Annotated in this window: 13 protein-coding genes; 7 read left to right on the top strand and 6 right to left on the bottom strand. The window is 64.3% G+C overall.

From position 1 onward, the window contains the following. Window positions 1-24: 24 nt before the first annotated feature. A complete protein-coding gene (locus tag ACFO5X_RS17585; protein WP_380719322.1) occupies window positions 25-999 on the bottom strand; it encodes a DUF808 domain-containing protein in 975 nt (324 codons plus the stop codon). A 202-nt stretch (window positions 1,000-1,201) separates the two neighbouring features. Here ACFO5X_RS17585 and gap point away from each other — a divergent pair, with 202 nt between their 5' ends. Both gap and ACFO5X_RS17575 read left to right on the top strand, forming a co-directional pair. Beyond that, entirely contained in the window at window positions 1,202-2,206 is a 1,005-nt protein-coding gene (gap, locus tag ACFO5X_RS17580) for a type I glyceraldehyde-3-phosphate dehydrogenase (protein WP_380719320.1), read from the top strand. Window positions 2,207-2,269: 63 nt separating this feature from the next. Continuing rightward, window positions 2,270-2,413, top strand: coding sequence for a hypothetical protein (locus ACFO5X_RS17575; protein ID WP_380719318.1), 144 nt, complete (start codon window positions 2,270-2,272; stop codon window positions 2,411-2,413). A 75-nt stretch (window positions 2,414-2,488) separates the two neighbouring features. Here the strand turns inward: ACFO5X_RS17575 and coaD are convergent, their stop codons facing one another. The 3 genes from coaD to ACFO5X_RS17560 all read right to left on the bottom strand — a co-directional run bounded on the left by coaD (window position 2,489) and on the right by ACFO5X_RS17560 (window position 4,451). Then, window positions 2,489-2,983: a pantetheine-phosphate adenylyltransferase gene (coaD, locus tag ACFO5X_RS17570; protein ID WP_380719316.1), complete on the bottom strand. Its 495-nt coding sequence runs from the start codon at window positions 2,981-2,983 to the stop codon at window positions 2,489-2,491. Window positions 2,984-3,057: 74 nt separating this feature from the next. Continuing rightward, complete coding sequence (locus tag ACFO5X_RS17565; protein ID WP_380719314.1) at window positions 3,058-3,495, bottom strand: CBS domain-containing protein; 438 nt, start codon at window positions 3,493-3,495, stop codon at window positions 3,058-3,060. 59 nt (window positions 3,496-3,554) lie between these two features. Further along, the gene (locus ACFO5X_RS17560; protein ID WP_380719312.1) at window positions 3,555-4,451 is read right to left on the bottom strand and encodes a LysR family transcriptional regulator; all 897 of its coding nucleotides are present in this window, start codon (window positions 4,449-4,451) and stop codon (window positions 3,555-3,557) included. A 109-nt stretch (window positions 4,452-4,560) separates the two neighbouring features. Between ACFO5X_RS17560 and ACFO5X_RS17555 the strand changes: the two genes are divergently transcribed. Both ACFO5X_RS17555 and ACFO5X_RS17550 read left to right on the top strand, forming a co-directional pair. Further along, on the top strand, window positions 4,561-6,060 hold the full coding sequence (locus ACFO5X_RS17555; protein ID WP_380719310.1) for a CoA-acylating methylmalonate-semialdehyde dehydrogenase: 1,500 nt from the start codon (window positions 4,561-4,563) through the stop codon (window positions 6,058-6,060). A 298-nt stretch (window positions 6,061-6,358) separates the two neighbouring features. Next, window positions 6,359-6,778 carry a hypothetical protein gene (locus tag ACFO5X_RS17550; protein WP_380719308.1) on the top strand — a complete coding sequence of 140 codons (420 nt, stop codon included), beginning with the start codon at window positions 6,359-6,361 and terminating at the stop codon, window positions 6,776-6,778. A gap of 63 nt (window positions 6,779-6,841) precedes the next feature. Here ACFO5X_RS17550 and ACFO5X_RS17545 read toward each other — a convergent pair whose 3' ends face one another. Continuing rightward, window positions 6,842-7,510, bottom strand: coding sequence for a VPLPA-CTERM sorting domain-containing protein (locus tag ACFO5X_RS17545; protein WP_380719306.1), 669 nt, complete (start codon window positions 7,508-7,510; stop codon window positions 6,842-6,844). Window positions 7,511-7,965: 455 nt separating this feature from the next. Then, entirely contained in the window at window positions 7,966-8,550 is a 585-nt protein-coding gene (locus ACFO5X_RS17540) for a hypothetical protein (protein WP_380719303.1), read from the bottom strand. Between the two features lie 325 nt (window positions 8,551-8,875). On the opposite strand from ACFO5X_RS17540, the gene ACFO5X_RS17535 reads away from it, so the two are divergent. Genes ACFO5X_RS17535 through mmsB form a run of 3 tightly spaced genes read left to right on the top strand, consistent with a single transcriptional unit; the run spans window position 8,876 to window position 11,933 of the window. Continuing rightward, complete coding sequence (locus ACFO5X_RS17535) at window positions 8,876-10,018, top strand: acyl-CoA dehydrogenase family protein (protein WP_380719301.1); 1,143 nt, start codon at window positions 8,876-8,878, stop codon at window positions 10,016-10,018. Then, window positions 10,015-11,046: an enoyl-CoA hydratase/isomerase family protein gene (locus ACFO5X_RS17530; protein ID WP_380719299.1), complete on the top strand. Its 1,032-nt coding sequence runs from the start codon at window positions 10,015-10,017 to the stop codon at window positions 11,044-11,046. The genes ACFO5X_RS17535 and ACFO5X_RS17530 overlap by 4 nt, the downstream gene beginning before the upstream one ends. Before the next feature lie 11 nt (window positions 11,047-11,057). Then, window positions 11,058-11,933: a 3-hydroxyisobutyrate dehydrogenase gene (gene mmsB, locus ACFO5X_RS17525; RefSeq protein ID WP_380719297.1), complete on the top strand. Its 876-nt coding sequence runs from the start codon at window positions 11,058-11,060 to the stop codon at window positions 11,931-11,933. Window positions 11,934-12,020: the final 87 nt, after the last annotated feature.

Below are 12,020 nucleotides of genomic sequence, written 5' to 3'. Positions count from 1 at the left end.
CAGAAATGGGGCAGCTGCCCGCGATCAATGCGCCGCTGTGGCCGCCTTGCCCGTCAGCCGTCCCCAGATCGGCACCAGCACCTTGGTCGCCACCGGGATCAGCGCCATCCCCAGCGCCAGCCCGAACACCCCGTCAAAGGCCGCCTGAACCGCCCATTTCACGAACCCCTCGGCCTGCCCCACCGCATGGGCTGCCGTCTCGGCCACGTGGTGAATCCAGTCGTAGGGCATGTGCCAGCCCAGCTCGGCCATCCCGTGGATCACGATCGACCCGCCGACCCACAGCATCGCCGCGGTGCCCACGATGCTCAGCAGCTTCATCAGCTTCGGCATCGCCTTGACGATCCCGCGCCCCAGCGCCCGCGTCATCCCCAGCCGCCCGTTCTGCGCCATGAACAGGCCCATGTCGTCCATCTTCACGATCAGCGCGACCGAGCCATAGACCAGCACCGTGATCCCTATTGCCACCGTCGCCAGCGTCGCCGCCTCCATCCAGATGTTGCTCGGCGGGATCTCGGCCAGCGCGATGGTCATGATCTCGGCCGACAGGATGAAATCGGTCTTGATCGCCCCCGCCGCCTTTTCCTCCTCCAGATGCGCCGGATCGCCAGGCTTGTCCTCGGGAAACACCTCGTGGCTGTGCGCGGGGAACAGCGCGTGCCAGACCTTCTCGGCCCCTTCGAAACACAGATAGCTGCCCCCCAGCATCAGCAGGGGCGGAATCAGCCAGGGCGCGAAAGAGGTCAGCAGCAGCCCCACCGGCAACAGGAACACCAGCTTGTTCTTCAGGCTGCCCTTGGTGATCTTCCAGATGATCGGCAATTCGCGGCTCGCCGCAAAGCCATGCACGTATTTCGGCGTCACCGCCGCGTCGTCGATCAGCGCGCCCGCCGCCTTGGCTCCGGCCTTGGCCGCCTGCCCGGCGATATCGTCGACCGAAGCCGCTGCAACCTTGGCGATCCCCGCCACGTCGTCCAGCAGCGCCAGCAATCCACTCATACCAGAATCCCTCTCATCCGCGTTTCCGGGTGCGCCTCAATCCGACGCCTTCAGCCTAATCTATTCCGCGAACAGGGCAACCGTTAGCGCAACCGAGCCAAGTTTGCGCTAACATGTTAAAAATACGTCGCTTTTCTGCTTTAGGGTCACGCCATGCACGGCTATATCAGCCATAATTCCAGTAGTTTCGGAGTCGTCTTCCATGACCATTAACGTCGGTATCAACGGGTTCGGCCGCATCGGCCGCTGCACCCTCTCGCACATCGCCTCCAGCGGGCGCAACGATATCCGTGTCGTCAAGGTCAATGCCACCGGCCCGATCGAAACCGCCGCCCACCTGCTGCGCTACGATTCCGTGCACGGCCGCTACCCCCACGACATCCGCGTCGGCAACGGCACGCTCGACCTCGGCCGCGGCGAGATCGAGATGATGTCGACCTACAAGCTCGACGAACTGGACTGGTCGGGCTGCGACGTGGTGCTCGAATGCACCGGCAACTTCAACGACGGCCAGAAGGCCGGCGCCCACCTCGACCGCGGCGCCAAGTCCGTGCTGATCTCGGCACCTGCCAAGAACGTCTCGAAAACCGTCGTCTTCGGCGTCAACCACAACACGCTGACCCGCGCCGACAACATGGTCTCGAACGGCTCCTGCACCACCAACTGCCTGGCGCCGCTCGCCAAGGTGCTGGATGAATCCATCGGGATCGAACACGGCATCATGACCACGATCCACAGCTATACCGGCGACCAGCCCACGCTCGACCGCCGCCACTCCGACCTCTACCGCGCGCGCTCGGCCGCCATGGCGATGATCCCCACCACCACCGGCGCCGCCAAGGCCCTGGGCGAGGTGCTGCCAAACCTGAAGGGCCGCCTCGACGGCTCCTCGATCCGCGTGCCCACGCCGAACGTCTCGGCCGTCGACCTGACCTTCCGCGCCGCCCGCGACGTGACCGCCGAAGAGGTCAACGCCGCCGTGGCCGCCGCCGTCAAGGGCAGCATGGGCAAGGTTCTGGCCTATGACGCCGAGCCCAAGGTCTCGATCGACTTCAACCACACCGAGGAAAGCTGCATCTTCGCCCCCGACCAGACCCGCGTCGTCGGCGACCGCATGGTGCGCGTGCTGGCCTGGTACGACAACGAATGGGCCTTCTCGGTCCGCATGGCCGATGTCGCCGTCGTGATGGGCCGGCTGCAGGACTGACCCGTCTTGTGACAGCGCGCCCCTTCGGGCATACCCATCGGGCGCGCAACCATGAGGCCGGACATGACCAACAGGCTCGCCCTCACCCTGGCCATCCTGATCTGCATCGCCCTGCTCGTTGACACCGCGCTCTACGGCTCGGAACACCTGCTGTTCCTCGGCAAGAAGCTGTTTCAGCTCCTCGACTGGCTCGCCTTCTGGCGATAGGAAGGCGCGCACCCCGGGGCGCCGCCTTCATTCCACCGGTATATCGCGCAAAATCAGCAGCCTGCGCCCGAAGGCTCAGACACCCAGCCGCTCGATCAGCGCCTGGTTGACCGCCGCCGGCACGAACTTCGAGACATCCCCGCCCAGCCGCGCGATCTCCTTGACCAGCTTGCTGGCGATGGCCTGCCGCTTGGCGTCGGCCATCAGGAAGACCGTCTCGATCTTGTCGTTCAGCGCCCGGTTCATGCCGACCATCTGGAATTCGTATTCGAAATCCGCCACGGCCCGCAGCCCGCGGATGATGATCTGCGCGCCGACGTCCTTGGCGCAGTCGATCAGCAGGTTCTCGAACGGATGCACCACGATCTCGCAGCCGGTCTGCTTGGACAGCTCGACGCATTCCGCCTCGATCATCGACACCCGCTCTTCCAGCGAGAACAACGGTCCCTTGTCGCGATTGATCGCCGCCCCGATCACCAGCTTGTCGACCAGAACAGTCGCGCGCCGGATGATATCGGTATGGCCGAACGTGATCGGGTCAAACGTCCCCGGATACAACCCTACCCGCATGGCTCCCTCCTGCCCTGTCGGTTATGCCGCGCCTGCAAACACCACCGGGCAGGAAAATGCAAGACCGCTCAGGGCTAATGCCCCATGATCATGCCTTCGAGCGCACGTTTCTCCATGGCCAGCTCCGAAAGCTGCGCCTTCACCGCGTCGCCCTGGGTGACCAGCCCGACCAGCTTGCCGTCCTCGACCACCGGCATGTGCCGGAACCGGCCCTCGGTCATCTGCATCAGCAGATCCTGAACCGAGGTCGTGCCGGTGCAGGTCACCAGCTTGCGGGTCATGTAGTCGCTCACCGGCTTCTCCATGCAGGCCACGCCCACCCGCGCCAGTTCGCGCACGATGTCGCGCTCCGACAGGATGCCGACGGCCGTCTGCCCGTCGTCGTCGGACACCACGACCGACCCGATCCGGTTCTCCGCCAGGATCTTGGCCGCATCGGCGACGGATGCCGCCGACGCCACGGTCAGCACGCCAGCCTTCGCCTTCGATTTGAGGATATGTTGCACCAGCATCGGCAGACCTCCGGAAGAATGTTGCAATAATTCCAGCGTCGTCCGGAAGTGACGTTAAGTCAAGTCAGCGCTTCCAGCCGCGCCACCTCGTCGCGCAAGCCTTCGCTCACCTGCGCCGCCAGCCGGTTCAGCCGCGCGCTGCGCTGATCGCCCTGATGGCGCACCAGATAAAAGGCGCGGCGAAAGCCGATCTGATCGGCCAGCAGCTTCACCAGACCGCCATGCGAGGGCAGCGCGAAATCATGCGCCACGCACAGCCCCGCGCCCTGCTCCGCCAGCCGCAACTGCACCGGCACCGAATTCGACGCCAACGGAATCCGCCCAAGCCCCAGCTCGGCCAGATAATCGAGTTCCGCGTCGAAGATCATCTCGGGGATATAGCCGATCATCCGCACGCCCTTCAGGTCGCCCGGCCCCTCCACCGGACCCAGCGCCTCCAGCCAGTCCTCCGAGCCGACCAGATGCAGGTGATAGTCGGTGATCTTCTGCACTAGCAGCTGCCCCGCCGTCGGCGGGCTGACCGTCACCGCCATATCCGCCTCGCGCCGGCTCAGGTTCACCACCCGCGGCAGGGCGACGATCTGGATGTCGAGATCGGGGTTCTCGGCCCCGATCGCCGCGCAGACCTGCGGCAGCAGGTAGTTCGCGCAGCCATCCGGCGCGCCGATCCGGAAGGTGCCGCTCAGCCGCTCGGACGGCCCCCGCAGCGCGTCCAGCCCCGCGCGCATCGCCTGTTCGGCCGATTCCGAATGGCTCAGCAGCCGCTCGCCCGCCGCGCTCAGCGCATACCCCTGCGGCGACTTCACGAACAGCGGCACCTCCAGCGCCGCCTCCAGCCGCGCGATCCGCCGTCCCACCGTCGCCGGATCCAGCCGCAGGACCCGTCCCGCCCCCGAAAGGCTCTCTTCCCGCGCCACGGCAAGGAAGACGCGCAGGTCGTCCCATTGCGGTTCCATTCCCGCTCTCCTTTGCAGTTGTGCAAAACCTGTTTGGATTCTTGCCCCTGTTCATGGGATTTCTGCAAGCCTATCCTGCGCCAAACGCAAAAACCGGAGGATCCGACCCATGAAAGAACTCACCCATTATATCGGCGGCGCGCACGTCAAGGGCACGTCCGGCCGCTTCGCCGACGTGATGAACCCCGCCACCGGCGAGGTTCAGGCCAAGGTTCCGCTCGCCTCCTCCGAGGAAATCGCCCAGGCCGTCGAGGTCGCCGCCAAGGCCCAGCCCGCGTGGGCCGCCACCAACCCGCAGCGCCGCGCCCGCGTGCTGATGAAACTGGTCGACCTGCTGAACCGCGACATGGACAAGCTGGCCGAGGCGCTCAGCCGCGAACACGGCAAGACCCTGCCCGACGCCGCCGGCGACGTGCAGCGCGGTCTGGAAGTCGTCGAATACTGCATCGGCGCGCCGCAGCTGCTGAAAGGCGAGTTCACTGACAGCGCCGGCCCGGGCATCGACATGTATTCGATGCGCCAGCCGCTTGGCGTCACCGCCGGCATCACGCCGTTCAACTTCCCCGCCATGATCCCGATGTGGATGTTCGCCCCGGCCATCGCCTGCGGCAACGCCTTCATCCTGAAACCCTCCGAGCGTGATCCCTCGGTCCCCCTGATGCTGGCCGAACTGGCCGAGGAAGCGGGCCTGCCCAAGGGCATCCTCCAGGTGGTGAACGGCGACAAGGCGGCGGTCGACGCGATCCTGCACCACCCGGTGATCCAGTCTATCGGCTTCGTCGGCTCCACCCCGATCGCCGAATACATCTACGCCACCGGCTGTGCGAACGGCAAACGCGTGCAGTGCTTCGGCGGCGCCAAGAACCACATGATCGTCATGCCCGACGCCGACATGGACCAGGCCGCCGACGCGCTGGTCGGTGCCGGCTACGGCGCGGCCGGCGAACGCTGCATGGCGATCTCGGTCGCCGTCCCGGTCGGCGACGAAACCGCCGACCGCCTGATCGAAAAGCTGGTGCCGCGCATCGAAAAGCTCAAGGTCGGCCCCTACACCGCCGGCAAGGACATCGACTACGGCCCGGTCGTGACCGCCGCCGCCAAGGCCAATATCGAACGCCTCGTGCAATCCGGCGTCGATCAGGGCGCCAAGCTGGTCGTCGACGGACGCGGCTTCAAGCTTCAGGGCTATGAAGACGGCTATTTCGTCGGCCCGCACCTCTTCGACAACGTGACGAAGGACATGGACATCTACAAGACCGAGATCTTCGGGCCCGTCCTCTCCACCGTGCGCGCCAAGACCTATGAAGAGGCGCTCGGCCTTGCGATGGACCACGAATACGGCAACGGCACCGCGATCTTCACCCGCGACGGCGACACCGCCCGCGACTTCGCCAACCGCATCAACATCGGCATGGTCGGCATCAACGTCCCGATCCCGGTGCCGCTCGCCTATCACACCTTCGGCGGCTGGAAGAAATCGGTCTTCGGCGATTTGAACCAGCACGGCCCCGACGCCTTCAAGTTCTACACCCGCACCAAGACCATTACCTCGCGCTGGCCGAGCGGCCTTAAGGAAGGCGGCGAATTCCACTTCAAGGCGATGGACTGATATCGCTCACAGATGGAGAAACTCTGCATCGGGCGGCCTTCGGGCCGCCCTTTCTATTCCGCATTTCAGATATATGATAATTGCAATATCAAAGCCCGGAAACCGGCGGATATCGCCCGCGTTCGGCCATCAAATCGCCGACAAATAATACAATTGGAATGTGACAATTCCCGTGCCGGTGCTTGCCACCCGAAGTGACGTCCCGTATCGGCCATCGATGGATTGACACATCCGCCGCAGCGGTCAAGATCGAACCGGTTAGACCAAAGTCCATACCCGTCCCGATCAGGTTTTTCCGATGCCCGTCAGTTTCCGTATTCTGCCCGATCTCGGTCTTGTTTACGTCCGCTACGACGGCTACGCCCTCGTCGCCGAAAGCCTTGCCGCATTCTCTGAATATGCCCGCCATCCCCTGTGCCGCCCCGGCCAGAAGCAACTGGTCGATCTCTCCGGCATCACCGGTTTCGAAAAGGACTTCGTTCAGCTCTTGAAGCTGCAGGCCAAGAAGGCCGAGGTCTTCACCGGCCACGGCGCCCAGACCCTCGTCGTCTACTATGCCCCCAACCCCGAGACCTTCGCCATGGCCCGGCTCATCGAACGCTCTTGGGAACCCTTCCCCGCCGTGATCGCCTTGGTCCAGGACAACGAGCCCGGCGCGCTCTCGATCCTCGGCCTGCCCGGCCAGACCTTTGCCGACATGCTCCAGCACAACGCCTGACGCCAATAAAATAAGGGGCGGCACCAGGCCGCCCCTTGTCGTTCGTCGTCTGACCGTGACCGATCAGGCGGCCTTGCGGCGGCGCATGACCAGCGCGCCCAGGCCACCCAGCAGCAGCAGGCCCGACGCCGGCAGCGGAACCGGATCCGGATCGATGCTGATGCCGTCGTCGTAACGCACGGTGACCGACTTCAGCTTCCAGCTGTCGTTGTCGCCGAAGGCTGCGAAAGCCCAGGTCTTGCTCGACAGGTTGGCGAAGTTGGTGAACGGGTTCACAACGTCCATCTCGGCGCTCATGTAGTCGCCGTTGTCCAGGCCGTTGCCATCGGTATCGACCATGTAACGGAAGTCGTCCTGCCAGCCGAAATAGCCAAAGCTGGCCGACACGATCTGGACGGCGCTCGAGAACACCAGCTGGATCAGGTCGTTGGTGCCAGAGCCGTCAACGGTGTGGTCGTCGCCGTTGTAGCTGGTGACGCCGGCGCCTTCGCTATAGCGGCCGACTTTTTCGTTCGACAGGCCATTCAGCGAGGTGATGGTGGTTCCGCTGAGGTTCACCGACGTGACCGACTTGCCGGTCACGCCAGCAGTCAGGCCACCGCTGGAAAGGCTGAACCCGTTGGACGGGCTGCTGTTGCCCGACAGCGTGAAGGTGGTTTCAACAACAGCTGCCGAAGCAGCGCCACCGACCAGGCCTGCGGCCAGAACCGTGGCAGTCATAAGTTTTTTCATTTCGTTTCCCCTTTTCAATCATGAACGCGCACCACACTCGCCAGAAAATAATTCTGACTGACCGAGCCGATGTGCAATGGCAAGGCACAGATACCGGTAATTAATTGGCTTCTTACCCCCGGCACTCATTAACTCTTCAATTTGAGCGCCCGCAATAATTACTTTGGAAACAGTGCAATTTTCAACTCTTGGAGCTCCCAAAAATTACGCATTGCACGCTCAGGTTGCATTTGGGCGCATTTCCCTAAGATCATTGTATCCGCACAGGATACAGTGGCTCAAAATGCTCTTTGATGTTCAGAAAACACGAACATAATGCCCGAATCAAACCACAATCCCATCCATTTCACCTGCAAATACATTTCAAATTCAGCAATGAATCGAACGGATTAGGCACGGAGCCAAAAGAAAAGGGCGGCCCGACAGGCCGCCCTCCATCTCATTCTGCCGACGGCTCAGCCGCGGCGGCGGCGCAGCGCCAGAACGCCGAGGCCCGACACCAGCAGCAAACCACCCGCGGGCAGCGGAACCGGCTCAGGCTCCGGCTCGACCGCGAATTTCGCTTCGACGGCCTGCGGCTTCAGAGTGCCCTTCACCGAATACAGCGAAACATGCTTGATCCGCGTGCCATCGCCGTTCTTGTCGACCAGACCCAGTTCCTGGGAGGCGTAGGTGTTGTTGGTGATCCCCGGCGCGAAATACTGCGCCGCGAAATACCCTTTGCTCATGAAAGCCACCAGCGTGGCTTCCCCGTCACCGTTCCAGGCCCAGCTTCCCGACATCGTCTTGTTGTTGATGCGGGCAACTATGTCGCTGCTCGATTTGACGTTCTTGAACGACCGCGCGATCTTGACGATCTTGAAGCCGGCTTCATACACGTCGAGGGACGTCACCCAGCTGTAGAAGTTGGCACGGCCAACCGCAGAGGTGTCGTTGCCTTTCAGGACGGTCTGCGCCGACGGGTCATAGGTTGCGGCACCAGCCACCCCCGCCGACAGTGTCATCACGGCCGCGCAAATGGCCATCATCGTTCGCTTCATCTAGCACTCCTACTCGCTACTTTGACTTGCTGGTTGATCATACTAGCTGCTCCTTCCCGTTACAATATAAAGAAGGCTTCGGAAGGCCCTCTTTCTCACTTGAAACAAGGCGATCGCCCGCCTTGCCACAGCAGTGGGCAGAACGCTTCTGCGCTCCCCGCCACACCCCTTCCGACGCAGGACGAAGGCGCCGATTTCTGCGCCGGCCCTGCAATTCTGCAAATCCCTTTTGTGCGGTTGCCGCCTTGAACGCCGGCCCCGCCGGCGCTACGCAGGTCGGGCCCGTCGGCACGGAGCGCGGGCCTGGAACGGGGGGAGCCGCGCCATGGATTTTGGCCTCAGCGACGAACAGACCGCCATCTTCGACATGGCCCGCGACTTCGGACAAGAGCGCATCGCGCCCAACGCCCGCGCCTGGGAAGCCGCCGGCACCATTCCCAAGGACTTCTGGCCCGAGATCGCCGCCCTCGGCTTCGGCGGGCTCTACGTCTCCGAAGACTCCGGCGGCTCCGGCCTCAGCCGGCTCGACGCCACGCTGGTCTTCGAGGCGCTCAGCATGGCCTGCCCCTCGGTCGCGGCCTTCCTGTCGATCCACAACATGTGCGCCCGCATGATCGACGCCTTCGGGAGCGACGAGCTCAAGGCCCGCATCCTGCCCGGCGTCGTCTCGATGGACACCGTGCTCTCCTACTGCCTCACCGAACCCGGCTCCGGCTCGGACGCCGCGGCGCTGCAAACGCGCGCCGAACGCACCAACGAGGGCTATATTCTCAATGGAACCAAGGCCTTCATCTCCGGCGGCAACTATTCCGACGCCTACGTCTGCATGGTGCGCACCGGCGACAACGGCCCCAAGGGCGTCTCGACCCTCTACGTCGAAACCGGCAGCCCCGGCCTCTCCTTCGGCGGGTTCGAGGACAAGATGGGCTGGCGCTCGCAACCGACCGCCCAGGTCCAGTTCGACGACTGCCAGGTGCCCGGCGCCAACCTGATCGGCACCGAGGGCGACGGCTTCAAATACGCCATGATCGGTCTCGACGGCGGCCGCCTCAACATCGCCGCCTGCTCGCTGGGCGCCGCGCAATCCGCGCTGACCCAGACTCTGGCCTATATGGCTGAACGCAAGGCCTTCGGTCAAAGCATCGACCAGTTCCAGGGCCTCCAGTTCCGCCTCGCCGACATGGAGATCGAGCTTCAGGCCGCCCGCACCTTCCTGCGCCAGGCCGCGTGGAAGCTCGACAACAAGGCGCCCGACGCCACCAAATTCTGCGCCATGGCCAAGAAATTCGTCACCGAGGCCGGCTCGCGCATCGTCAACCAGTGCCTCCAGCTGCATGGCGGCTACGGCTATCTCGCTGACTACGGGATCGAAAAACTGGTCCGCGACCTGCGCGTGCACGAGATCCTCGAAGGCACCAACGAAATCATGCGCGTGATCGTGGCGCGTCATATGCTGGCCTCGCGATGACCGACATTCATATCCGCATCGAAAACCAGACCGGCCGCATCACCCTGAACCGGCCCGCCGCGCTGAACGCGATGACCTATGACATGTGCATGGCGATCGACGCCGCCCTGCGCGACTGGCGCGACAATCCGGCCGTCGTCCAGGTCATGTTCGACGCCGAGGGCGACAAGGCCTTCTGCGCCGGCGGCGACATCGCCGAACTCTACAGGACGGGGCGCGCGGGCGATTACGCCTATGGCCGCCGCTTTTGGCGCGACGAATACCGCGTCAACGCGATGATTGCGGCCTACCCCAAACCGGTGATCAGCTTCCTGCATGGCTTCACCATGGGCGGCGGCGTCGGCATCGGCTGCCACGGCTCGCTGCGCATCGTCGGAGACTCCAGCCGCATCGCCCTGCCCGAATGTGGCATCGGCCTGGTGCCCGATGTGGGCGGCAGCCGCATCCTGGCCCGGCTCGACCGGGTGGCGCCGGGGCTGGGGGCATGGATAGGCGCGACGGGGTTGAGACTGGCACATGTCGATGCAACGCTGGGTTTTGCGGACCGGTTCCAGCATCAATCGACATGGGAAGAAACGAAGAGTCTCTTGATTGGAAACAATAAAGCGACCCTCCCCGACGCCACTCCACCCGACAGCGAGATTCGCCCGCATCTGGCCCGAATGGCCGCCCATTTCGCCACGGGCACCCCGGCCGAAATCCTGGAATCGCTCAAGGCCGACCCCAGCGAACCGGCCCAGACCGCGGCCAAGGCGCTGCAACGCGCCTGCCCGCTTTCGGTCGCCTGCCATATCGAAATCCTGCGCCGCCTCGGGCCCGACTGCTCGATGGAAGACGCGCTCAGGATGGAATACCGCTTCACCTGGCGCTGCATGGAACACGGGGATTTCCTCGAAGGCATCCGCGCCCAGATCATCGACAAGGACCGCTCGCCGAAATGGCGCCACGCCAGCCTCGCCGCCGTCACGGCCGCCGAGGTCGAGGCGATGCTGGCCCCGCTGGGCGACGACGAACTGACGTTTCATTAGGGAGGATGGTCATGAAGATCGGGTTTATCGGGCTGGGCAACATGGGTGGGCCGATGGCGGCCAACCTCGTGAAGGCCGGGCATGAAGTTGTCGGCTACGACACCGCGCAGGTCGCGGTCGAGGGCGTGACCATGGCGGCCAGCGCCGCCGAGGCCGCGAAGGGCGCCCAGGTGGTCATCACCATGCTCCCCAACGGCGCGATCCTGCGCAAGGTCGCCGAAACCGTCATTCCGGCGATGGACAAGGGCGCGGCGCTCGTCGACTGCTCGACCGTCGATGTCGACAGCGCCCGCGCCGTCGCCGCCCAGGCCGAGGCCGCGGGCCTGCTCGCGGTCGACGCCCCCGTCTCGGGCGGCATCGGGGGCGCCTCCGCCGGCACGCTGACCTTCATGGCCGGCGGCTCCGACGCCGCCTTCGCCGTCGCCGAACCGCTGTTCGACGTGATGGGGCAAAAGGCCGTGCACTGCGGCGCCTCGGGCGCGGGCCAGTCCGCCAAGATCTGCAACAACATGATCCTCGGCGTCACCATGATCGCCACCTGCGAGGCCTTCGCTCTGGCCGACAAGCTGGGCCTCGACCGCCAGAAGATGTTCGACGTGGTCTCCACCTCCTCGGGCTATTCCTGGACGATGAACGCCTATTGCCCCGCCCCCGGCGTCGGCCCGAAAAGCCCCGCCGACAACGGCTACAAACCCGGTTTCGCCGCCGACCTGATGCTGAAGGACCTGCGCCTGTCGCAACAGGCGGCCGAAAGCGCCGACGCCGACACGCCCATGGGCGCGCTCGCCCAGGCGCTCTATGCGCAATTCGTCGAACAGGAAGACGGCAAGGGCATGGACTTCTCTGCCATGCTCCCCCGCTTCGAAAAGCGCGGCCGAAAAAGCTGACCAGATCGAGGCCGCCCGCCCGGGCGGCCTCCCCCGGGTCGCCAGCCCGTGAACAATTGCCTAAAATTTACCTTGATTTGAGCGGAT

It is taken from the genome of Seohaeicola nanhaiensis (assembly GCF_042654245.1).
GTDB lineage: Bacteria > Pseudomonadota > Alphaproteobacteria > Rhodobacterales > Rhodobacteraceae > Seohaeicola_A > Seohaeicola_A nanhaiensis.
This window is presented reverse-complemented; position numbering and strand designations above follow the sequence as displayed.

Excerpts from the sequence above, each read along its gene's own strand:
- ACFO5X_RS17585 (WP_380719322.1), bottom strand. The coding sequence starts at position 999 with ATGAGTGGATTGCTGGCGCTGCTGGACGACGTGGCGGGGATCGCCAAG.
- gap (WP_380719320.1), top strand. The coding sequence starts at position 1,202 with ATGACCATTAACGTCGGTATCAACGGGTTCGGCCGCATCGGCCGCTGC.
- ACFO5X_RS17575 (WP_380719318.1), top strand. The coding sequence starts at position 2,270 with ATGACCAACAGGCTCGCCCTCACCCTGGCCATCCTGATCTGCATCGCC.
- coaD (WP_380719316.1), bottom strand. The coding sequence starts at position 2,983 with ATGCGGGTAGGGTTGTATCCGGGGACGTTTGACCCGATCACGTTCGGC.
- ACFO5X_RS17565 (WP_380719314.1), bottom strand. The coding sequence starts at position 3,495 with ATGCTGGTGCAACATATCCTCAAATCGAAGGCGAAGGCTGGCGTGCTG.
- ACFO5X_RS17560 (WP_380719312.1), bottom strand. The coding sequence starts at position 4,451 with ATGGAACCGCAATGGGACGACCTGCGCGTCTTCCTTGCCGTGGCGCGG.
- ACFO5X_RS17555 (WP_380719310.1), top strand. The coding sequence starts at position 4,561 with ATGAAAGAACTCACCCATTATATCGGCGGCGCGCACGTCAAGGGCACG.
- ACFO5X_RS17550 (WP_380719308.1), top strand. The coding sequence starts at position 6,359 with ATGCCCGTCAGTTTCCGTATTCTGCCCGATCTCGGTCTTGTTTACGTC.
- ACFO5X_RS17545 (WP_380719306.1), bottom strand. The coding sequence starts at position 7,510 with ATGAAAAAACTTATGACTGCCACGGTTCTGGCCGCAGGCCTGGTCGGT.
- ACFO5X_RS17540 (WP_380719303.1), bottom strand. The coding sequence starts at position 8,550 with ATGAAGCGAACGATGATGGCCATTTGCGCGGCCGTGATGACACTGTCG.
- ACFO5X_RS17535 (WP_380719301.1), top strand. The coding sequence starts at position 8,876 with ATGGATTTTGGCCTCAGCGACGAACAGACCGCCATCTTCGACATGGCC.
- ACFO5X_RS17530 (WP_380719299.1), top strand. The coding sequence starts at position 10,015 with ATGACCGACATTCATATCCGCATCGAAAACCAGACCGGCCGCATCACC.
- mmsB (WP_380719297.1), top strand. The coding sequence starts at position 11,058 with ATGAAGATCGGGTTTATCGGGCTGGGCAACATGGGTGGGCCGATGGCG.